This window comes from Chitinophaga barathri, from assembly GCF_003807585.1.
GTDB classification, from domain to species: domain Bacteria; phylum Bacteroidota; class Bacteroidia; order Chitinophagales; family Chitinophagaceae; genus Chitinophaga; species Chitinophaga barathri.
The window spans coordinates 132032-153989 of sequence record NZ_RMBX01000005.1; the positions used below are offsets into that span (position 1 = coordinate 132032).

Here is a 21958-nt window from a genome sequence, read left to right on the forward strand (position 1 = left end):
AAAAATTGATTAATGGTGTAGCCAGGTGGTATGAAAACTGCCCGGCATGTCTATCCGCTGGTATGTATGTGCACCGAAATAATCGCGTTGCGCCTGCACCAGGTTGGTGGGGAGCTTTTCGGTGCGGTATGCGTCGAAGTATGAAAGCGCCGCCATAAAACCTGCCGCGGGCAATCCTGCCTGTGCGGCCTGTACGATCACAGCGCGCATGTTATGTTCTTTTTCTTTTACAATGTCGGCCACTGCTTTGTTCAGCAGCAGGTTCGGCAGTTCGGGTGTTTCTTTCAGCGCTTTGTAGAAAGTGCCGAGCAGGGCGGAACGGATGATGCAGCCGCCGCGCCATACTTTTACGGCATCGGGCAGGGGTATCTGCATGTCATGCGCTTCGGATGCGGTGTGCAGCATTGCCATTCCCTGTGCGTAACACATGATGGTGGCGAACTGCAGCGCATCTTTTACCTGCGAGATAAAAAGCTGCGTGTCCGCGGATACGGGAATTTTTGGTTCCGCGTATACCTTAGCCGCCAGTACACGCTCGTCTTTGTAAGCGGAAACGGTACGCATAGACACTGCTGTGTCTATGATCGTGGCGGGCACGGCCAGGTCCATGGCTTCCTGGGAAGTCCATTTACCGGTGCCTTTGGAGCCGGCTTTGTCCAGGATCACGTCTATCAGCCGCTGCCCGGATTTATCATCGTTTTGCAGGAAAATGTCCGCGGTGATCTCCAGTAGGAAAGACTGCATATCCCCGCTGTTCCAGTTTTTGTATACTTCGTGCAGCTGGTCATTGTTCAGCCCCGCGCTTTGCAGCAGGCGGTAGCTTTCGCTGATGAGCTGCATGATGGCGTATTCAATGCCATTGTGCACCATTTTCACGTAATGACCGGCCGCGCCTTTGCCGAGGTAAGCCACACAGGGCTCCCCTTCCACCTTAGCTGAAATGGCTTCCAACATAGGTTTCACATGCGCATATGCCTCCTGGTCCCCGCCGGGCATAATGCTCGGGCCGGTGCGTGCACCCTGTTCCCCACCGGAAACGCCTACGCCCATAAAATGGAAGCCGGAGGTTTTGGTGTATTCCACCCTGCGCAGGGTGTCCGTGAAATGGGAGTTGCCCCCGTCTATCACGATATCTCCCGGTTCCAGCAGGGGCTTGAGAGATTCCAATACATCGTCCACCGGTTTGCCGGCCGGCACCAGCATCATCACCCTGCGGGGGCGCTGAAGCTGGCTGATCATTTCTTCCAGCGACACTACCCCTTTTACGCGGGTGCCGGCGGTAGCGGATGATTCCAGTGCTTTTGCCTTTTCAGTATCCTTATCGAAGCCGATCACGGCAAATCCATGATCCGCCATGTTGAGCAGGAGGTTGCGCCCCATCACGCCCAGGCCGATCATTCCGAATTCGTATAAGCTGTTTGCCATATTGATTATTGTCTGTATTGAGTATTAGAGCGGCGAAATTAGCCATTTATTTGTGCAATTGCAGGGTAAGATCACGTAGCGCTTCCAGCGCGCGATACACCAGCTCTTTTGTTTTTTCGTCCGTAAGATTCCCGTGCGCGTCGAACTTCCCGGCGGCCTGGGCCACCAGCACTTCGGGTTTTGCCACTTGTTTCATGTCCAGGAACTGGAATATGGATTTAAATGCCAGTTGCATCCTGACGGTGCCCCACATGCCCGGGGTGGCGCCCATCAGGGCCACGGGCTTGTGCAGCAAAGGCGCATCCGGGCCGCGGCTGGCCCAGTCTATGGCGTTTTTCAGACCGCCCGGGATGGAATAATTGTATTCCGGAGATACGATCAGGATGGCCTGCGCCCCTGCCAGCTGTTCCCGGAAGCGGTGCACGGAAGGCGGGCGATCACCCGTGTCCAGGTCCGCATTATACAGGGGGATATCTTCAAAACCTGCTGTTTCAGCCGTAAGGCCGGGAGGGAGATTGTCCAGCGCCGCGTGCAGCAGGGCTGTGTTATAAGAACCTTTTCTAAGACTGCCGGAAATGCCAACAATATGAACGGGTGTACTCATGTTTAATCGATTGAGCCTTTCAACCCCGCAAAAATAGGCACAAAAATGTGATAGGAAAAGTTGAAACAACTGCATAAATTACAGTATTAATCCCCCAAACCATGAAATTAGGTGTTCTCCTCAAGCACTATGTCCCCTGTTCATACTTCATTATCTGTTCCGTTTGTATATTATGGAATGCTGATATGATCAATTTCCTGGGCCTCACCCTGCTCGTTTTGTCCTCCGGTCTTTTCTTTTTCAGGCATCCGGCGGCCCGGATGATCACCGGCGGAGTAATGCTGGCGGCGAGTTTTTATTTCCTGCTGGCCCTGATAGACGAAGCCGGCGATGTGAGCCGCGAAGGCGGGGATACTTCCATGCTCCTGGGCTGGGGTGTCACGTTGATCAGCCTTACAGCCGTGATGTCCGTCCTGCTGATCCTGCCGCTCAATATGCCCCGGAAGGCGGCCGTATATCAGCGCAAATAGCCACCCCTGCTTATTATTACCTCCCGAAACAGGAAATTATTATCTTGTACGGGTTATGAAAAAATTACTGCTCCTCTGTCTTTTCGTTACCGCCGCTTCAGCCGCTTCAGCGCAGCAGAAAACGCGACCGTATCTGAACCACCTCGCGCTGTATGTGCAGGACCTTGAAAAAGCGACCATATTCTACCGCGACTTCCTCGGCCTGGACACCATTCCCGAACCTTTCCATGACGGCAAACACACCTGGTTCTCCGTTGGTCCCTTAAGCCACCTTCACCTGATAGAAGGCGCCAAAGGCCCGTACACCGGCGACCGGAATTCTCATATCTGTTTCAGCGTGGATTCTGTAGAGGAGTTTATCGTCCGGCTCAAAAAAGCAGGCATGACCTATATCAACTGGGCCGGTGAAAAGGAAAAAGTGACGGTAAGGGTGGATGGGGTCAAACAGATCTACCTCCAGGACCGCGATGGATACTGGATTGAGGTGAACGACGCCCGGAAATAATTATTGAAGCTGTTTTCTGAACTATGCCCGCTTCAGCATATACTTATGCGCTACCGGCTTCGTCAGCACTGGCATAGAGTCCAGTGAAGCTTTCCACTGCCGGCGGATCTCCGCTTCTTTCGGCTTCTGCTCCAGGTAGCTGCCGAGCATCTTTTTTATGTTGTCGGTATCGGGCTTTTTAGCAAAACCGGTATCGTAATGATGTTTTATCACTTCCAGGTTTTCCTTCCCAGGCAATGTATTAATGAAGCGGTATTCCAGCAGGCGCATCTGGCGGAGCTGGGCTTCCAGCTTCCAGCTGTTCTGCAGCAATGCCTGTACTTTCTGTGCCTGCTGGTATTGCGGTGTTTTGGTGATCAGGGCCAGGTTCACGCCTCTTTCCAGCTCGCCGGAAAAATATTTCCCGATTTCTATATCATCGATGGAAAGGATGTATTCACCGGGTTTCAGGAAATTGAACTGTAACAGTTCGCGGTTGAAGTTCTCCGTAAACGGCGCCAATTCCAGCGCAAAAGCCTGCTCATCGCGCAGTGGGAAAGGTAATGCCTGCTCCTCCGCGGTAAAGGTAATGGTCTTGTTGTCCCGCACGAGGTTGGTGATCTTAGCCTGCTGAGCTTTGGCCTGGCTGGATTTTGTATCCCTGTCCGCCACGATGGTGGCCACGATGGGAGACGATTTGAATGTTTTCAGGAATTCCCAGGCCATGAGCAGGTGGCCCACCGGACCGGGATGCACGCGGTCTTTGCCGATCACCGTGGCGGTGGAATCCGTGCGTTGCACCTCTGTGTTGAAGGTGCTGAGCGAGGTCCAGTAATCTACCACAGGCACGTTATATTTAGCGGCAAACTCGCGGATGTAACCCGCGCAGGTCTTCAGCGCATCGTTGACCCCGTAAAGATTATTGCCGGCCATTTTGGAAGTCTGGTCGTAGATAGAGGGTGTTTGCAGCACCACTTTGATCCCGTTGGACTGGAATATGCGGATGATGCTGTCCAGGTTCTTTTTATAGGTGGCCAGCGCCTGCTGCTGCTGTTCTTTGATGCCGGGCTCGTTCACGCGTTTGGCGTCGTACAGCGGGCGGTTCACATCGTTCATGCCTATCATGATCACGGCCCAGGTGGGCTGATGCACCAGTATATCTTCATCCATCCTGGACAGGATGCCCTTCGTCACGTCCCCGGAAATGCCGCAGTTAAAAAAGGTAACGCCCAATTGCGGGTAACGCGTGGCGTAATAAAGGGATACGTTGTGCCAGAAATCACCGTTGTGCGTGATGCTGTTTCCCACAAAACATACCCTGTCCCCCTTTTTGAACACCTGGGCGGAAGCGGTAATACTACAAACGAAAAGGCAACAAATGATAATAAAGGAGCGCATGGTTCTGAATATATCCGATAAAAATAGACAATACTTCGAAAAATCCTATATGGCAAAGGCCCTCCTTTCGGGAGAGCCTGCCGCATAAGCACTATTCCATATCAGAGAGCCGGTACCGTCGTTCTTTTTACATTCTTTTCAAGAAAGCCGTCTATCAGTGAAACAATTTCGTCCAGGTGGTCTTCCAGCGCAAAGTGGCCGGTGTCCAGCAGGTGGAATTCAATATTCCGGAGGTCGCGTTTATAAGGATGGGCGCCGGATGCGGGGAAGATGTCGTCGTGCTCGCCCCAGATGATGAGGGTGGGTGGCTGGTACTTACGGAAATATGCCTGCCATTCCGGGTACAACGGCGGGTTTGTACCGTATGAAAGGAAAAGCTGCAACTGTATCTCGCGGTTTCCCGGGCGGTCCAGCAAAGCCTGGTCGTGCAGCCAGGTATCCGGGCTGATCTTCGAGATATCTTTCACCCCATTTACATACTGCCAGCGGGTGCTTTCCGGTTTCAGCATCACGGCCACGCCGTCGATATTGGCCGGGTCTTCGGGGTGCTCCCAGTAACGGAAGATCGGTGCCCAGAAGTCGGTCATCCCTTCGCGGTAGGCGTTGCCGTTCTGTACCAGCAGGCCTTCTATCCTTTCGGGCTGGCGGGCGGCGATGCGGTAACCAACGGGTGCGCCGTAGTCCATTACATACAGGCTGAACTTACCCAGGCCAATGGCGTCTATGAACTGTTCCATCACATTGGCAAGGTTATCAAAACTGTATTCAAATTCTGTTACAGATGGCATACTGCTTTGCCCAAAACCGGGATAGTCAGGCGCGACCAGGTGATAACGATCTTCCAGTTTGCTGATCAGGTTGCGGAACATAAAAGAAGAAGTAGGGTAACCGTGCAGGAGGAGAATGGTAGGATTGCTGCGGCTGCCGGCTTCGCGGTAGAAGATGTTGAGGCCGTTTACGGCGATGGTGTTGTACGTTGTCATGATGATTTAATTTTAGACTAAACGGTCAATTATTAAAGTAAAAAAGATATTCTGCCTATATTTCATTCTATACCAATCGGTCAATTATTGAAGTAAAAAAAAAGTCAGGCTGGTTGAAGTACGCCCAGCTGCAGCTCCACGAGTTTCTCCAGTTCTTTCCTGCCGTACATCCTGCGTGAGATGCTCATGCCGTTCCACATATTCACCAGGTACTTCGCCAGGGTTTCTGGGGAAGCTTCGTTTGTGATATACCCCTCTTTCACGCCTTTTTTGATATAATGAAGATAGATTGTTTCCACATCCAGGAGTTTGTGACGGGCAAGGGCGGCCAGCTCTTCGTCCATGCCGCTCATTTCCCCGAGGGTGTTCACCAGGAAACAGCCTTTTGTATGGGCTTTCATATCCGCCGGCTGCGTTACCTGCCGGAAGATCTCTTTAAATGCTTTGATAGGATTTTTATGCTGCTCGAACAGGGCTCTGATCAGCACGCCTTCTTTGCGAAAAAAATGGTCTATCACCTGTATGAACAATTCCCTTTTGCTGCCGAAGGCATTGTACATACTACCCTTGTTCAGGTCCATGGCTTGCAGGAGGTCTTCCATAGAGGCCGATTCGTATCCTTTGGTCCAGAATACTTCCGTGGCGGCCGCCAGGGCTTTATCTTCATCGAACTCTCTGTTTCTTCCTGCCATGGTTTTAACTGTTGACAGTTCAAAGATACTATTCTATACCATTCGGTCAAAATTAAATTTGAACCCGGCTGATATCATTTGAATCGGCAGGATGCAAAGGGACATGGCCTGCAAAAAAGCGGAGATATGATGTTGATGTTTTATAGCGTACAGGCAGGCGTTGTATAAAGACGAAAGTACATCCGGGGGGATGTACTTTCTGAGAGGGGTTGGGGAAAAACAAACAGTAGTAATCAGACTAGCAGGCGTAAAATTATAGCAGCCCTGCCGGAAAAACACGAGTAAAACCGCTGATTTCTCAAAACACGTAGTTTTACGCAAGGCAACTTGCAAATATGCAAACGTTTGCATAACTTGTATTCAGTTCAACTAACGTTATGAAAATAAAGCACCTGACACAATTGCTGGCAGCATCTCTCCTGATGCTCTCCGCCGGCGCTCTCGCGCAATCCGCGGACCTGAAAAACTTCCCGAAAGGCGCCACACCGGAAGAGATCGGTAAAAGGGTGGCGGACCACTTTGTTGCAACACCGCATACCAACTTTGGCCGGCCCGTTCCCCCTAAAGTGATCACCTACCCCGAAACCTGCACATGGTACGGCGCGCTCACCTTTGCAAAGGAAACAAAAAATGACGCCCTCCGCCAGGAACTGGTGAAACGTTTTGAGCCGCTTTTCGGCTCCAGGGACACGCTTATCCCCGTGCCCGATCACGTGGATTACACCGTGTTCGGCTCCGTGCCGCTGGAACTTTACCTTCAAACCAAAGACGTGCGTTACCTCACGCTCGGCAAAGGCATCGCGGACAAACAGTGGGGCCCACCCGAAGGCAAACGCGTAAAACCGGAATCCCACACGTTTTATAATAAGGGATATACCTGGCAGACCCGCCTCTGGATAGACGATATGTTCATGATCACCGCCGTGCAAAGCCAGGCTTACCGCGCCACCGGGAACCGTGCTTATATCGACAAGGCGGCCAATGAAATGATCCTGTACCTGGACAGCCTGCAAAAACCCAACGGCCTCTTTTACCACGCCCCGGACGCGCCCTTCTTCTGGGGCCGCGGCAATGGCTGGATGGCGGCTGGGATGAGCGAACTGCTGCGCTCCGTGCCCAAAGACAACCCGAACCGCCCGCGCATCATGAAAGCCTACCAAGCCATGATGGCTTCCCTGCTGAAATACCAGGCGGAAGACGGCATGTGGCACCAGCTGATTGATGACCCGAAGTCCTGGAAAGAGACTTCCTGCACGGGTATGTTCACTTTCGCGATGATCACCGGCGTGAAAAACGGCTGGCTGGACGCCAAAACCTATGGCCCCGCCGCCCGCAAAGCGTGGCTCACCCTCATCACCTACCTGGATGAAAATTCAGACATCCGGGACGTTTGCGAAGGCACCAATATGAAAAACGACCACCAGTATTACCTGGACCGTAAGCGCCTCACCGGCGACCTGCATGGCCAGGCTCCCCTGCTGTGGTGCGCTACCGCCCTGCTGCGGAAATAACTGAAAGAGATATCCATAAATAAAAGGCGTGCGGGAAAAGATAAAAAATATCTTCCCCGGACGCCTTTTTTAGAATGATTTTTGCAGGTATATTCGCCCTGGACATCAGTTCCCCGGGGAACCTGCCATTCCGGTTTTTCTATTTAAATCAGTCCACTTCCACCCCCTTTTAACTGGATCAGCCATCTGATCAGCCCCAATGACACTGAAATAATGCCCGAAACTGGCTTTTTACCCTGAAAATACCTCTTCTAAGTCCAGGTATAGTCCAAGTATAGTCCAAGTAAAGTCCAGGTAAAGTCCAGGTATACCGGTATTGTGCTGCTGGTGCGCCGGTATGATATCGTTATCATACAGCTATCATACCAGCGTCATACCGGCTTCGTACCGCATCATTCGGCCTCTTAACCCCCTTTTTACACCCCAGGCCAAATGCGCATAAAGCAGCGGGACGGGGATTGTCATAAAAAGAAACGGATGTATACAGCCTTTCCGGCCGCATACATCCGTTTCTTTATTAACAGTTGTATCTTATTTTACTTCAATGCAGTAAGTAGCGCATCTCCACACTTCCTCAAAAGTCTGGCCGTTGTGCTGGCCGGTCTTTTTCTGTGTGCCGGCTACTTCCACCATGTACCTGCCGGGCCAGATGGGGGTAAAGCTGGCCTTGCCGGTGCTGTCCGTGTACAGTTCCTTGCCCCAGCCGTTCGGTGCAAATACCTTCACTTCCTGTTCAGCGGCGGGTTTCAAGTCCATCAGGGCATGCAGATTGATGCTTTCGTTCACTTTATGCGCGCTTTTGGGAGCTACGAATACGCTCACTTCGTTTTTGTTGGTTTCGGGGCTGGCTTCGCCTTTGCCCACCAGTACGCTGGCGCTGGAATTGTAATCCAGGCGGCTGCCATGGTACAGTTCTTTTACGGTATGTTTCATCACCACCGTGTAGACTCCTTCCGTTTCAGGGGTAAAAAAGGCCTTGTAATGGTCTTTGCCCGGGGCGGAGGTCAGCGGAATCTCTTTACGGTCGGGGGTAATGAGGGTGAGGGTGTATGATTTGGTATCTGAAAACCACTTATCCAGCGGGGAAATGTCCTTATCGGCAAACTCTCCCCAGAAAACGCGCACTTCCTGCGGCTGGCCTTTTTTACCGGTCGGATTTGTTTCGATCCAAAGGGCGTGGGCAAACACCTGGGCGCATACCAGGGTAAAAAAGGTTATCATCCATAATGATCTGTAAAGCATAGCAATAGTTTTGTGGGCGTGAAATTATCCCCTCCCGTCCGGACAACCTACTCCGATCGGTAATATTATTTACGCAAAACGGAAAAATTCATTGGCAGGCTATTTGCGCGGCAAATAGGGAATATTGCATAATTTAGTGATAATGATGTTCGTTATACATCAAGTGTTAAATTCGCCCTCCATGAAACGGATCCTTTATTTGCTCGTATTTCTTCTCCCGGTAGCCGCCAGTGCCCAGAAACTTTCAGAATCAGCCGTGGAAGACATTTCTACCAAAATGGCCACCCAGTTCCTGAAACTCAACGATCCGGCCCTGGTATTTGTGACCGAACAGATGAGCAGGAGCGGCGCCGGCGGCCTGGAAGTGGATAAAACCATGCAGGACCTCAAAAAGGATCCCGCCGCGCTGGACGCAGCCATGAAGTTCCTTTACCAGTACAGCGACTGCAACCGCCAGACGCTCATTGCCAACCTTCGCGCCATGAACGTGAGCTCCGGCAATGTGTTCCCCCTGGCCACCTACATCGTGAACAAAAATAAAAACGACAATAAAGCCCTCGTGGACGAAAAAAACGAGCTCTACCGCATCGGCGCCATCCCGAAACAGATTTCCGTGATGGTAGCCCCGCCTGACAACCAGAACCAGGCCGCCGCCGCAGGCACCGTGCTCCAGGGCACCCCGCCCGCGAACGCCACCGGCCAGGCGCCTGCCGCCGCTCCGGGTTCCTCTCCTGCCAAGGAAACCATCAATACCGCCGCCAATATGCCGGTGGATACCCGCAACTGGGACGTGCGCAACGTGTTTAACATGGTGAAACCGGACCAGTTGCTGGAGTTTTACGGTAAGGAAAATGTGGAGCTCCGCGATGCCGTAGACTTCGAAGGCAACGATGCCGGCAAAGCCTGGGTAGTGTACCCGGATACGGAAAATGAAATGGAGGTGATCTTTTATAAAGATTCCACCAAATCCGTTGCTTTCAGCAGGGAAGAAGGCAAATGGCGCTCCCCCTTCGGCATCAAACCCGGCGACCCTATCGAAAAAGTCAATAAAGTGAACGGCAAAGGCTTCCGTATAAATGGTTTTGAATGGACCAACGGCGGCACGGTGGACAGCTGGGAAGGCGGCGCCATGGACAAAAAAGGCGTGATGATCCTCTTCCGCGCCGTGAACAGCGGCGATCCAAAGCTGTACGACAAGTACACCGGCGAAAAGAAATTCAGTTCAAACGACGCATCCCTCAAAAAACTGGGCGTGATCGTGGAAAAAGTAGTATTCAGAACTTACCAGTAATATCCCTCAGCCAACCCGTTTATTCCAGATTCCTTATTTTCGGCACATGGAAGGAACCGGGAACAAGTATTACAGGCTGCTGGTGAGGTTTGGGAATTACAGGACAAAATTTACATCCCACCGGAATTTTCTTATCATCCTCAGTTTTGTGGTAGGCGTCATTGCCGCACTGGCGGCGGTGCTGCTAAAGGTTACGGTCCAGTTTTTCGAGCACCGCGTGGAGGTGATGAACAACTGGATGAATAGTAACTGGCTTTCCGCCATCCTGCCCATGATCGGCACGGGCCTTTCCCTGCTGCTGCTCACCCGTTTATTCCACAACAAACTCAGCCGTGGCGTGGGTTTTATCATTCACAACATCATTTCCAACAAAGGCCGTATCGAAAAGCGGCATACTTACGGCCACATTATCACCAGCGCCATTACCGTCGCCTTTGGCGGCAGCGTGGGCCTGGAGGCGCCTATTGTAGCCACCGGCGCCGCCATCGGCTCCAATACCGCGCACGATCTCAGGCTTTCGGCCAAAGACACGGTACTGCTGCTTGCCTGCGGCACCGCCAGCGGCCTGGCCGCGGTGTTCAACAGTCCTTTTGCCGGGATCATTTTTGTGCTGGAAATATTCCTGCTGGACTTCAGTATTCCCTTTTTTATACCGCTCCTGATCTCCACCGCCACTGCTACCGTGGTATCGCAACTGCTGTACCCGGGCAAGTTTATCTTCATAGCCAGCGAAAGCTGGAGTGTAAAGGCGATCCCTTTTTATATCCTGCTCGGTATCTGTTGCGGTATGATGTCCGTCTATATCACGCGCTCCGTGGATTTTATCGAAGGATATTTCGAGAAAAGGCGTATGAACTGGAAAAGCTGGCTGGTGGCGGGCATTCCATTGTGCCTGCTGATCTTTATGCTGCCTGGGTTATATGGCGAAGGTTATTCCGTGATCACGAATCTGTTGGAAGGACGTTATGCCTCCATTACTTCGCATTCCCTCCTGGAAGGGTACAGCTCCCATGCCTGGGCCATTGTACTGATGACGGTGCTGCTGCTGGTATTTAAAGTGGTCTGCTCCTGCCTTACCATCAGCGCGGGTGGCAACGGGGGTATCTTTGCCCCGTCTATGATCACGGGAGGGCTCACCGGTTTCCTGTTTGCTTATCTCGTGAACCTGTCCGGTATTTACCAGCTGAACACGCCTAATTTTATCATTGCCGCCATGGCGGGTGTAGTGGCTGGCGTGATGCATGCGCCGCTGACGGCGATCTTTTTGCTGGCGGAGATCTCGGGAGGATACAAACTGTTTATCCCGCTCATGATCGTGTCCGCTATTTCTTATTTTATTACCCGCAAGTACGAAAAACACTCGGTGTATCACAAGTCGCTGGTGGAAAGAAAAATACTCACGGACGAAAACATTCCTGATCATTTCTGATCATTTGGCCATCCGCGTCTTAATGTCATTTATTCACTCGTTGTTCCCGGGAGGCTTATTTGCTTTCGGAAGGATGTATAAATTGAAAAGCCCCTGCAATTACGGTTGCAGGGGCTTTCAGGTGATAGATATAAACAGTTGGTTTAATAACTGCGGATCAGGTTGCGTCAGTCTTTACAGGGTAGCGTAACCGGTGTTTTGTTTCATCAGCGGGTTGGACTGCATTTCTGTGTCCGGAACCGGGAACTGCCAGTGATAGTCTGTGGGTGCTATGACACCTACAGCGCTTTCCAACGCCTGGTAGGCACCTTCGCGAACTTTGTTCACGCCCACACCCCAGCGTTTCAGGTCGAACCAGTAGTGGCCTTCAACAGCCAGCTCTTTCCTTCTTTCAATTCGGATCTGGGCCAGCAGCGTTGCATCATCGTATGCGTCCACGATGGTCACATCGTAGCCTTTGATACGGGAAGCGCGGATGGATTTCAGCAGCGTTTTAGCAGTGGCTTTATTGGTCGGATAGATTGCCTCCATTTTGTTCAGCACCACTTCCGCATAACGGAAGAGTTTGGGGGCGTTGGCACCGTATACACCGGTATAAGCTGGGTTTCCGGGGTATTTTTTCACGATCCAGATAGAATCCTTATACTGGCGCGCGCTATCCTTATAGAAGTAAAAACCTTTGCGCAGATCGCTGTCGCTGTACAGGTTCACCAGGTCTTTGGAAGGAATAAAATCCGGGTTAGGCCTGAACTTCGGGTCGGGCTGGTTGATAAACAGCGATCCAAGGTTTACCGCGGACCAATCGGAGCCCTGGGTTGTCCCCAATCCCACTTTGAGAATGATCTCTTTTGCTCCCTGGTCATTGATCCAGACTTTGCTCTGTGCGGCACTGTCTGCCTCAAAGCCAAAGGGACCGGCGAGCACTTTATCAGCGGCGGTGGCGGCCAGGTCGTTCTTACCGAAATACAGGTAAAAACGCGATTGCAGCGCGGCGATAGAATATTTATTGAACAGGGTCTGCCTGGTTACGTTGGTTTCACCAATGCTGCCCAAAGCTGTATTCAGGTCACTTTCGATCTGGTCGTAGGTTTCCTTTACAGTCTTCCTGGCATGAAATGTTTCAACTGTAGGTTGCAGTACAAATGGAAGGCCAAGCGGATCATTCAGATCCAGTTTGCAAAACATCCTGGTAAGGTCGAACATGTACAAGGCGCGCAAAGCGTAAGCCTGAGCTTTTAACTCTGCTTTTTTCTTGTTTACAGTCTCGGCATTTTCATTTGGAAGCGGCTCAACCTTATCGATGTTTGCCAGGAAACTGTTAACCCTGTGCAGCGCACTATAGGCAACGCTCCAGACACCTCTTCCATCTCCACCGCCGGAATGGAATCCCCAGCGGACAATGTCAGAGTAGGAATTGCTGAACCAGGAACCTGCGATCAGATTTTCCGTCAGCAGATCAGGGATTAAAGTTAATCCCCTGCCATAGTAGCTGGCACCATACAACGGCGAATACATGCCGTTGAAAGCGGATTCCGCTGCTGTGATGGAAGTGTAAACCAGGTCGGAGCTGAGGCTACCATTGGGCTGCTGGTCCAGCTGTTTATTACATGCACTGCCTACCGCACTAATGGCAATTACCGCCGCAATTATATGTTTCTTATTGAATATTCTCATTTGAAATGGATTTAGATAATTCTTACCTTTTTTTCTAGAATCCGATGTCTATACCGAAGGTATAAGAACGGGAAACAGGATATATACCCAATTCCAGGTTGTTAAAGTACTCAGGATCGTAACCGGTCCACTCTGTAAAAGTGAGGAGGTTATTCGCACGGGCGTAAGCACGCACGCTGCGCAGCACTTTCACCTTAGACAGTACATTTTTGGGCACGTTGTAATAAACGGTGAGCTCACGGAGACGGACAAAGGAAGCATCTTCAAGATAACGGTCATCGAACTGGGTACCTGAACCGTATTTGGGATACTTCGCAACATCACCTGGTTTCTTCCACATTTTCTCGCCGAGATCGTGCACGCGGTTGTAGTTTGACCACGAAGCATTATTCCATACCAGCCACGCAGTAGTGTTATTCACGGAATATTTACCTTCCATAAAGTTCCACTGCATGAATATACCCAAGCCTTTCCAGCTGAAATCCGCAGTTGCCCCACCATACCAGGGAGCATACATGGTTTTCCCTTCCTGGATCACTGCATCTGCGTCATCAAATTTGTCGGTCTCTTTGCCGTTCTTGTCCAACCAGAGCTCCAGGCCGTTGTCCGGGTTGATGCGGGAGAACCTGTTGTATTTGAACTGGCCGCGGGGATAACCTACTTTGGTCAGAATACCGGTACCTGAGCCCAGCAGTTCGTCACGGTAACCGTAGAGGTCCCTGATCTTATTTTTGTTATAGGTTAAATTGCCTTCAACACGGAGTGCAAAGTCCCTGTTCTTGAGCACATCGCCTTTAACAGTGAATTCCACTCCATTGTTAGACATCTTGCCCATGTTGCCTTTCACCTGGGTGAAGCCGGTGAGATATGATACGGGCGCATCGAGCACCATATCATAGGTCAGTTCTCTATAGTGATCAATCGTAACAGACACTCTGTTATGAATACCGAGATCGACACCTACGTTGAACTTCCTTCTCTTTTCCCAGGTCAGGTCCGGGTTACCGGCCTGTGAAGGTATCAGGCCGGGCCTGCCTTCGTAGGTAGTACCGCCATAGAGGTCATAAGAAGGATAGAAACCAATGTCGTCGTTACCTGTAAGACCGATACTGGAGCGCACACGCAGATCAGAAATCCATTCATACTGCGCGATAAACGGTTCGCTCTTGGCGTTCCAGAGTGCGCCTACTGACCAGAATGTACCCCATTGCTGGTTCCTGCCGAATTTGGAAGAACCGTCGCGGCGGATAGACAGATCAAGGTAATATTTTTCTTTAAAGCCATAGTTCACGTTGCCGAACACACCAAACATCCGGTATTTACTGAGAGAACCTCCTGTGGAAACCGGGTTCAGCATGGTCCCGAACTCCTGCAGCAGCGGGGAACTGGTGTTCCTGGCGGTAGCGGTAAAATCATAGTCGGTCAGATAGTTATATTCACTACCCACTACCGCGTTCACGGAATGATTACGGGCAAATGTCTTGCGGTAGTTCAGCGTATTGGTCCAGGTACCGTTATTCCAGCGGGAGAAACGCCTTGTTGCGTTACCATTGTCCGCAGCGGCCAGGAGCGGCTGGTTGAACGTTTTGGTAACATAATCGGACAGGTTCATGCTGTAACGGGTAGTGAACTTCAGATCAGGGATGATCGTGGCTTCCGCGAAAACATTCCCAAGGAATTTCAGATGGTCATTACCGCTTCCGGTGAAGTCGTTTTCCCTTGACCACAGATTGCTGCGGACGTTAGTATACCCGCCATGCCTCAGGATCTCTCTCCAGTTGCCGCTCTCTGATCTGAGATTTTCATATGGCATCACCAGGTACGCCATCATACCAGGGTTACCGGTAGAGTTACGCGTTTCATTCGGCAATGCTTCTTCCATGTAACCCACATACATATTCAGACCGGTCTTCAGCCAGTCTGTAGTAGTGTTGTCCACATTCAAACGGGCGCCCACACGGGAGAAATCGTTGTCATAATACACACCTTTCTGGTCGTAATATTCACCGGACATGTAGATAGAAGTCTTATCGGTGCCGGTCCTTACAGAAATAGTATGAGATTGCGCCAATGCAGGTTTCAGGATTTCCTTCACCTGGTTGTAATCGCTTTTCAGCAATTCAGGGATAGCAGGATCGTTTGCCTGGCGAAGGCCTATTGCTACTTCATAATCCAGGCGCTCCTTGGTGTTCATCATGCGCACCTTAGGCTCTGCAATTTCAGTAACACCATAAAATCCACGGTAGTCCAGCGTTGCTTTCCCGCTTTTACCCCTTTTGGTGGTAATCAGGATTACACCGTTTGCACCGCGTGAACCATACACCGCGGTCGCGGATGCATCTTTCAGGATATTAAAACTTTCGATGTCGTTCTGGGAAATAGTAGCGAAGTCGCTGGGAGACACCGGCTGGCCGTCCACTATATACAGCGGGGCAAGACCGGAGTTGATAGAACCTGTACCACGGATAAAGATCTGCGGAGCGGCGCCGGGGCGGCCACCGTTCGCCATCACGTACACACCAGCCGCCTGACCTTGCAGGAGGTGGTTGAAGTTCCCGGAGGGACGGGATTCGATCCTTTTACCGTCTATTACGTCGATAGCGCCGGTGATCGTACCTTTTCTTTTGGAAACATAACCTGTGCTGATCTCAAATTCAGCCAGCGTTTTTACGTCGAGGTTCATTTGAATGTCCACGGTAGACTTACCTGAAACAGGTACTTCCAGGACTTCATACCCCACAAAATTGAAGATCAATGTTGCATTGTCCGCAACATTCAGGGAGTAAACACCATCAACGTTGGTAGTCGTACCGGTGGTGGTTCCCTTTACCATTACACTAACACCAAGCAATACGGAGCCATCGCGGGAATCGGTAACTTTACCTTTTACCGGGCGCGTCTGGGCTGTCATTTGCAAGCATGATAGGACGGAGAAAAGCATGAGTAGTACTTTCTTCATAGCATGCGATTTAGATTTAAGATTACTGATATAAACTCTTTAAGGAATGTAATACTATGGGATAAGCCAGCTTCCGGGATGCCAACTCTCAACCAGCAATGACTGGCTTCAGACCTCACAAGCAAATAAAACGCGTGGGAAATACTTCGGTATAGGACCTCAGCATCCGGCTCGGCATAGATTTTACATTTCTGATTTCGATCTTGTTTAAATTAATTGGGCAGGTTATGCGCTGCGCTCATGGTGACTTAGATTCCGATTAAAACTTAGATTTTGTAAAATGATCGGGCTTAAAATTTTTACTAGTCCTAACTGCATCTTTTATATCTGTGTCTCTCTTCGTCGGGTTAGCATTATTTCTAGGTAAAGGATTTCTCCCCGATTCTGGCACAATATACAAAAACACAATTAAAAAATAACACACAATTATCATATAAATAAAATCGATATACGACAAACATATGCCAAAGCGCAGTGTTACCGCAGTATCTCATCGATCAGGGATATCAGTCCGCAGATTTTTTTTTCGTGTGATGCTTTTGTATACATTTTTTAACTACTTTAGTCGAAATACGACGCAGAGAATATCCAGAATCGAATCGAGTAATCCAGAATCTAACAGATCAATAACCTGACAATAAAAAGTGCCGGAATCTAAATCAGTAAACCAGTAAAATGCAGACAGGACAAGCATCCGCCAGCTTTACCAATACCCGTAACTATTAAAATCAAAACGTCAAGTTTATCAACCTGACGCAGGGCTATCTGTTATGCCCTGAAGCTTTGATTATTTGCCTATGCAATAGACAAACAGCTATTACTATATCACCACAAATCTAAATCAAGCATGAAAAAATGCGTATTCCTATGGTCATTGATGACCATCAGCGTTGTGCATGCCTATGCGCAAACGCAACAGGTATCCGGTAAAGTAACGGATGCCCGAGACGGCACTCCACTCCCTGGCGTTACCGTCAGAATAAAAGGTACCACCACCGGCACCATCACGGATCAGAATGGTATCTACAAACTCAATGCATTTCCCAATGATGTACTCATCGTATCCTTCACCGGTTATTTCGCCAAAGAACAGGCTGTGGGCGATCGCACCGCACTCAACGTGAATCTCAACCAGGACGAAAAATCCCTGGATGAGGTAGTGGTAGTAGGTTACGGTACACAGGAACGCCGGGACATCACCGGCTCCGTGAGCACCGTAAAAGGCGACGCCATCAAATCACTGGCCACACCCAGCTTTGAAAAACAACTCGCCGGGCAGGTTACCGGCGTACAGGTGAACACTCCCAGCGGCATCCTCGGCCAGCCCGCGCGCATCCGCATCCGCGGTACAAACTCTATCTCCAGCGGCACAGAGCCCCTGTACGTGATAGATGGCGTGCCCTACATCAGCGGCGACCAGAGCGGCAGCGCCTCCGTTCCCTACAACCCGCTGGGCGACATCAATCCCAGCGACATCGAAAGTTTTGAAGTACTGAAGGACGGCTCCGCCACCGCCATCTATGGCTCCCGCGCATCCAACGGTGTGATACTCATCAGCACCAAAAAAGGCAGGATGGGCAAAGGCCGCCTGAACTACGATACCTGGCTGGCCATTGCAACGCCTTCGAAAAAATTCGATCTCATGAACGCCGAAGAGTTCATGCTCATCACCAATGAAAAGATCAAGAATAATCGAGCCACCGATCCGGCCACAGCACTGCAGCCTGCCGGCAAATACTATGACACAGACTGGCAGGACATTGTGCTGCGCAACGCTTTCCAGCAGAACCACAACCTTTCTTTCAGCGGCGCTACCGAAACCACCAACTACTATTTCTCTCTCGGTTATACGAACCTGGATGGTATTGCGCTTGCCAACGACCAGAAAAAATACAGCGCCCGTGCAAGACTGGAGCACACAGCGTTTGACAGGCTGAAGATCGGCATTAACATGGGCGCCACCCATACTACGGACAACGGCCTGAACATCGGTACCAACGCGCTCTCCGGCAACATCGGCGGTGCTATCCGTATGCTGCCGAACGTGCCCGCCATGAACGAAGACGGCACCTACAACTTCAGCGCGGACGGCGCTAAGCTGGGCCGCGCCGGCAACGGACAGGATATTGATGACAACTATACCAATATCAAGTTCGTACTGGAAAACAACATCCACAAAAACACCACGCTGAACCTCACCGGCAATGCGTTTGCAGACCTGGAAGTGATCAAAGGGCTGAGCCTCCGCACACAGATAGGCGTGAACTACCTGAACGGGGAGTATTACCGCTACTGGAGCCCCATACACGGGGACGGCCGCGGTGTGAACGGCTCCACCACGCAGTCTTCCATGCCTAAGTTCCGCTACAACTGGCAGAACACCCTTACCTACTCCAAAACATTCGGTAAACATAAAGTGAACGTGGTAGGCGGTCTTGAATACCAGAAAACAAGGAACCGCATGTTCAACGCACAGGGATCCAACCTGGCCGCGGGCATCTTTGGCGGGGACGGCGTGATCTCCGACGTATGGGGCACCCGTACCATTGCAGGCACTTACACGGAAAATGCATTCCAATCCGTTTTCGGCCGCGCCAACTATAGCTTCGACGATCGTTACCTGCTCACCGCCACCCTGCGCCACGACAAGATCTCCGATCTTCCCTGGGGCAAGCAGGGCGTTACGCTGCCAGGCGCATCCATCGGCTGGCGCATTTCAGAAGAAAACTTCTGGAAAGAATCCCAATCGCTTTCTTTTATCAGCAGCCTGAAACTGCGTGGCGGTGTGGCTAAAGTGGGCAACGTGGATATTCCCGCCTACGGCTACGCCGGCCTCTTCGGCGCGTTTGTTTACGGCGACCTGAGCGGCATCCAGTTCAAACAGATCGGTAATCCGGACCTGCAATTTGAAACCAGCGTGAAAGTGAACGCCGGTCTTGACGTAGGACTGTTCGAAGACCGCATCCAGTTCACCGCTGACTATTTCCGCAACAATGTGGACAATATGATCCTTGCCGTGCCGCTTCCTCCGTCTTTGGGCGTACCCAAAAACCAGATACTGCAGAACATCGGCAAGATGTACAACCAGGGCGTGGAACTGGCTGTGAGCGGGGAAGCGTACAACAACGGGAAACTCCGCTGGACATCCAACCTGAACCTCACACTGGTGAACAATAAAGTAACACAGCTGGCCAATAACAACGCGGACATCGAAGGCACTTACCACATCGTGCGGGTGAACCAGCCCGTGGGCGTGTTCTACGGCTTCCAGTCCCGCGGCGTGAACCCGGCCAATGGTAATACGCTCTGGGAAAAGGCGGATGGTTCCATCGTACAGGGCAATATCGCCAATTCCACTTATTACAAATACGATCCTTCCAAACCCGATGACTTTACAGCAGGGTCTGTATCCTCCCTCACCGGTGCGGACAAACGTGTGCTGGGCCAGGCGAATCCTACCTGGTACGGCGGTTTTATCAACACCGTGTCTTACAAAAACTTTGAACTGAACGTGAACTTCGTATTCTCCGGCGGCAACAAAGTATACAACGCCACTGCGCAGGAAACCCTTGCCAACATGAAGTTCCAGAACGCGGGCCGCATCCTGCTGGACAGATGGACCACTCCCGGCCAGCAAACCGACGTGCCCAAACTGCGCTACGGTGCCGCTCCCGGCAACTTCATCAACCAGAACGGTCATACGAACAGCCGCTTCCTGGAAGACGGTTCTTTCCTCCGCGCGCAGAACATCGGCCTGAGCTACAATGTTCCTTCAGCACTGCTGAGCAAAGCGAAGATCAACAACCTCCGTATTTACGCGCAGGTGCAGAATGCATTCATCATCACCAAATATACCGGTCTTGATCCCGAGCTCACCACTATCACCGTGGTGGAAAACTCCGCCAACGCCAGCCGCAACTGGCAGGCAGGGCTGGATTACAACGCGAACCCCGTTCCGCGTACTTACACAATCGGTATTAACCTGGGCTTATAAAAATGACGATCATGAAAAGACTGAAATTTCAATATATCATGCTGGCCGCACTGGCCTTTGCCTCCTGCTCCAAATACACAGAGCTGGAGCCGGTGGATGCCGCTTCGGAGAAAGTGGCATTTGAAACACCCGCTAATATCAAACTGGCTATGCTGGGCGTATACGAATCCGCCGCAATAGGCGCCTACAACGGGGACAAAGCATCCGCCCGCGGTTATCCTTTCGGCGCGGCTTCCATAGAGCAGGCCGAAATGCGCGGCGAAGACATGCTGAACATAGACCAGTTCTACGCCATCACCTACAGCGGCGATGTGAACACCACTTCCGCGAACAACGTGAACCACTGGAACAACCTTTATGCGCTCATCAACCAGACCAATGTCATGATTGAAGGCGTAACGGGCGCGGTAAAAAACAATGTCATCTCCGATGCCGAAGCTAAAGCCTACGAAGGTGAAGCCCGCTTCCTGCGCGCACTGGCGCATCATGAGCTGCTGATCCATTTCTGTTTCCCTTATGGGGATGGCGCGGGCAGCAAAGCCGGTATTCCCTACCGCGTAAAAGCCGTGACCACCATGCAGGCTGTACAGGAAAACCTCAGTATGGGCCGCGGCACTGTAGCTGAAGCGTATACCAAATTGCTGGCAGACCTCGACTTTGCAGAAACCAATATTACCAATGCCACTTATCCCGCTGCGGACGGCGGTTACAGCCGTGCTACCAAAGGAGCGGCCATAGCGCTGAAGATCCGTATCAAACAACATATGGGCGACTGGGACGGTGTGATTGCCGAAGGCGCCAAGCTGGGCACCAGCCTCGCGGCACCGCCTTTCAAAAGCCCGGTCGGCAATTATGAACTGACGGCTGATCCTGAAGTGCCTTTCACCAATTACAAAAGCAATTCCGAATCCGTATTCTCCATCGCGAACGGGCCTAACTCAAACGGCGGGTCCAACGGCGCACTGGCAGCCATGTTTGGCCCTGCCGACAAAAACGGCCGTGGCCTCGTAGCCACCAGCCCCATCCTGTACAATGCTTCCTTCTGGGTGGTGAACGACCTCCGCCGCAGCAAGCTGCAGGTATTGCAGACCACCGCCGGTGCACGGTATTACTTCAATTACAAATTCAGGGATTATACCAACCGCGCGGATTGGGCGCCCATCATCCGCTACGCGGAAGTACTGCTGAACGTGGCCGAGGCTTACAGCCGAAAAGGCAATGTGGCCCAGGCCTTCGCACTGTTGAATGCCGTGCGTAACCGCTCTGTAACGAACCTCGTGGACCGCTTTGCCGTACCACCCGCGGACCTCACGCTGGCCATCCTGAACGAGCGCCGCATCGAGTTCACCGGTGAAGGCCGCCGCTGGCCGGACATCCACCGTCTTGCCAAAGACCCTGTTTACGGTATCAATGGTATTCCGGCAAAAATGCTGAGATCACAGATGAAACTAGATGGAACGGACTACAACCCCGCAACTCCACCTGTTTTCTCTGGTACTGGCGTGCCTAAATATGATTACGACAACTTCCGTTACCTGTGGCCCTTCCCGTCCACAGAAGTAGCGGCAAACCCCACGCTGAAGAACCAGCAGAACAAGGGGTATTAATATTGCTTGCCTATAAAACCATATGAAAGGGCCGTCTCACAATTGAGGCGGCCTTTTTCGTGCTTAACTACGACTTCTCTTAGATGACGGATTAAATGGCTACACATCGCTGTACTAAAGAAAAGAATCTACAACGAAAGGGCTATATATAGTAACAAGCTTTTTTTTATTTTCATTTTGTGAAACCCGGCCTCT

Annotated in this window: 15 protein-coding genes; 7 read left to right on the forward strand and 8 right to left on the reverse strand. The window is 51.3% G+C overall.

Annotated features, from left to right (window positions below):
* Window positions 1–9: 9 nt before the first annotated feature.
* The gene (gndA, locus tag EG028_RS10525; protein ID WP_120516559.1) at window positions 10–1425 is read right to left on the reverse strand and encodes an NADP-dependent phosphogluconate dehydrogenase; all 1416 of its coding nucleotides are present in this window, start codon (window positions 1423–1425) and stop codon (window positions 10–12) included.
* Between the two features lie 46 nt (window positions 1426–1471).
* The gene (locus EG028_RS10530) at window positions 1472–2029 is read right to left on the reverse strand and encodes an NADPH-dependent FMN reductase (protein ID WP_120516558.1); all 558 of its coding nucleotides are present in this window, start codon (window positions 2027–2029) and stop codon (window positions 1472–1474) included.
* A gap of 185 nt (window positions 2030–2214) precedes the next feature.
* Between EG028_RS10530 and EG028_RS10535 the strand changes: the two genes are divergently transcribed.
* Window positions 2215–2499, forward strand: coding sequence for a hypothetical protein (locus tag EG028_RS10535; RefSeq protein WP_120516557.1), 285 nt, complete (start codon window positions 2215–2217; stop codon window positions 2497–2499).
* 55 nt (window positions 2500–2554) lie between these two features.
* A complete protein-coding gene (locus tag EG028_RS10540) occupies window positions 2555–3004 on the forward strand; it encodes a VOC family protein (protein WP_120516556.1) in 450 nt (149 codons plus the stop codon).
* Between the two features lie 21 nt (window positions 3005–3025).
* Here the strand turns inward: EG028_RS10540 and EG028_RS10545 are convergent, their stop codons facing one another.
* From EG028_RS10545 to EG028_RS10555, 3 genes are all read right to left on the reverse strand, one after another.
* Window positions 3026–4381 (reverse strand): SGNH/GDSL hydrolase family protein, encoded by a 1356-nt coding sequence (locus tag EG028_RS10545; RefSeq protein WP_120516555.1) that lies wholly within the window; start codon window positions 4379–4381, stop codon window positions 3026–3028.
* Between the two features lie 101 nt (window positions 4382–4482).
* The gene (locus tag EG028_RS10550; RefSeq protein WP_120516554.1) at window positions 4483–5364 is read right to left on the reverse strand and encodes an alpha/beta fold hydrolase; all 882 of its coding nucleotides are present in this window, start codon (window positions 5362–5364) and stop codon (window positions 4483–4485) included.
* A 104-nt stretch (window positions 5365–5468) separates the two neighbouring features.
* Window positions 5469–6056 carry a TetR/AcrR family transcriptional regulator gene (locus EG028_RS10555; protein ID WP_120516553.1) on the reverse strand — a complete coding sequence of 196 codons (588 nt, stop codon included), beginning with the start codon at window positions 6054–6056 and terminating at the stop codon, window positions 5469–5471.
* A 377-nt stretch (window positions 6057–6433) separates the two neighbouring features.
* Between EG028_RS10555 and EG028_RS10560 the strand changes: the two genes are divergently transcribed.
* The gene (locus EG028_RS10560; RefSeq protein ID WP_120516551.1) at window positions 6434–7567 is read left to right on the forward strand and encodes a glycoside hydrolase family 88/105 protein; all 1134 of its coding nucleotides are present in this window, start codon (window positions 6434–6436) and stop codon (window positions 7565–7567) included.
* A 531-nt stretch (window positions 7568–8098) separates the two neighbouring features.
* Here the strand turns inward: EG028_RS10560 and EG028_RS10565 are convergent.
* Window positions 8099–8809: a DUF4198 domain-containing protein gene (locus EG028_RS10565; RefSeq protein ID WP_120516550.1), complete on the reverse strand. Its 711-nt coding sequence runs from the start codon at window positions 8807–8809 to the stop codon at window positions 8099–8101.
* 181 nt (window positions 8810–8990) lie between these two features.
* Here EG028_RS10565 and EG028_RS10570 point away from each other — a divergent pair, with 181 nt between their 5' ends.
* Together EG028_RS10570 and EG028_RS10575 are read left to right on the forward strand one after the other, a co-directional pair.
* Window positions 8991–10100, forward strand: coding sequence for a hypothetical protein (locus EG028_RS10570; RefSeq protein WP_123864631.1), 1110 nt, complete (start codon window positions 8991–8993; stop codon window positions 10098–10100).
* 46 nt (window positions 10101–10146) lie between these two features.
* Window positions 10147–11529: a chloride channel protein gene (locus EG028_RS10575; protein ID WP_120516548.1), complete on the forward strand. Its 1383-nt coding sequence runs from the start codon at window positions 10147–10149 to the stop codon at window positions 11527–11529.
* Window positions 11530–11703: 174 nt separating this feature from the next.
* On the opposite strand, the gene EG028_RS10580 is transcribed toward EG028_RS10575, so the two are convergent.
* Complete coding sequence (locus EG028_RS10580; RefSeq protein ID WP_120516547.1) at window positions 11704–13203, reverse strand: RagB/SusD family nutrient uptake outer membrane protein; 1500 nt, start codon at window positions 13201–13203, stop codon at window positions 11704–11706.
* 34 nt (window positions 13204–13237) lie between these two features.
* Window positions 13238–16162 carry a SusC/RagA family TonB-linked outer membrane protein gene (locus tag EG028_RS10585; protein ID WP_120516546.1) on the reverse strand — a complete coding sequence of 975 codons (2925 nt, stop codon included), beginning with the start codon at window positions 16160–16162 and terminating at the stop codon, window positions 13238–13240.
* Between the two features lie 847 nt (window positions 16163–17009).
* Here EG028_RS10585 and EG028_RS10590 point away from each other — a divergent pair.
* On the forward strand, window positions 17010–20156 hold the full coding sequence (locus EG028_RS10590; protein ID WP_120516545.1) for a SusC/RagA family TonB-linked outer membrane protein: 3147 nt from the start codon (window positions 17010–17012) through the stop codon (window positions 20154–20156).
* Window positions 20157–20167: 11 nt separating this feature from the next.
* The gene (locus EG028_RS10595; protein WP_206614437.1) at window positions 20168–21763 is read left to right on the forward strand and encodes a RagB/SusD family nutrient uptake outer membrane protein; all 1596 of its coding nucleotides are present in this window, start codon (window positions 20168–20170) and stop codon (window positions 21761–21763) included.
* Window positions 21764–21958 lie beyond the last annotated feature (195 nt).

Coding starts and splice junctions, on each gene's coding strand:
- EG028_RS10565 (WP_120516550.1), bottom strand. CDS start 8,809: ATGCTTTACAGATCATTATGGATGATAACCTTTTTTACCCTGGTATGC.
- EG028_RS10570 (WP_123864631.1), top strand. CDS start 8,991: ATGAAACGGATCCTTTATTTGCTCGTATTTCTTCTCCCGGTAGCCGCC.
- EG028_RS10560 (WP_120516551.1), top strand. CDS start 6,434: ATGAAAATAAAGCACCTGACACAATTGCTGGCAGCATCTCTCCTGATG.
- gndA (WP_120516559.1), bottom strand. CDS start 1,425: ATGGCAAACAGCTTATACGAATTCGGAATGATCGGCCTGGGCGTGATG.
- EG028_RS10585 (WP_120516546.1), bottom strand. CDS start 16,162: ATGAAGAAAGTACTACTCATGCTTTTCTCCGTCCTATCATGCTTGCAA.
- EG028_RS10590 (WP_120516545.1), top strand. CDS start 17,010: ATGAAAAAATGCGTATTCCTATGGTCATTGATGACCATCAGCGTTGTG.
- EG028_RS10530 (WP_120516558.1), bottom strand. CDS start 2,029: ATGAGTACACCCGTTCATATTGTTGGCATTTCCGGCAGTCTTAGAAAA.
- EG028_RS10595 (WP_206614437.1), top strand. CDS start 20,168: ATGAAAAGACTGAAATTTCAATATATCATGCTGGCCGCACTGGCCTTT.
- EG028_RS10540 (WP_120516556.1), top strand. CDS start 2,555: ATGAAAAAATTACTGCTCCTCTGTCTTTTCGTTACCGCCGCTTCAGCC.
- EG028_RS10550 (WP_120516554.1), bottom strand. CDS start 5,364: ATGACAACGTACAACACCATCGCCGTAAACGGCCTCAACATCTTCTAC.
- EG028_RS10545 (WP_120516555.1), bottom strand. CDS start 4,381: ATGCGCTCCTTTATTATCATTTGTTGCCTTTTCGTTTGTAGTATTACC.
- EG028_RS10575 (WP_120516548.1), top strand. CDS start 10,147: ATGGAAGGAACCGGGAACAAGTATTACAGGCTGCTGGTGAGGTTTGGG.
- EG028_RS10580 (WP_120516547.1), bottom strand. CDS start 13,203: ATGAGAATATTCAATAAGAAACATATAATTGCGGCGGTAATTGCCATT.
- EG028_RS10535 (WP_120516557.1), top strand. CDS start 2,215: ATGATCAATTTCCTGGGCCTCACCCTGCTCGTTTTGTCCTCCGGTCTT.
- EG028_RS10555 (WP_120516553.1), bottom strand. CDS start 6,056: ATGGCAGGAAGAAACAGAGAGTTCGATGAAGATAAAGCCCTGGCGGCC.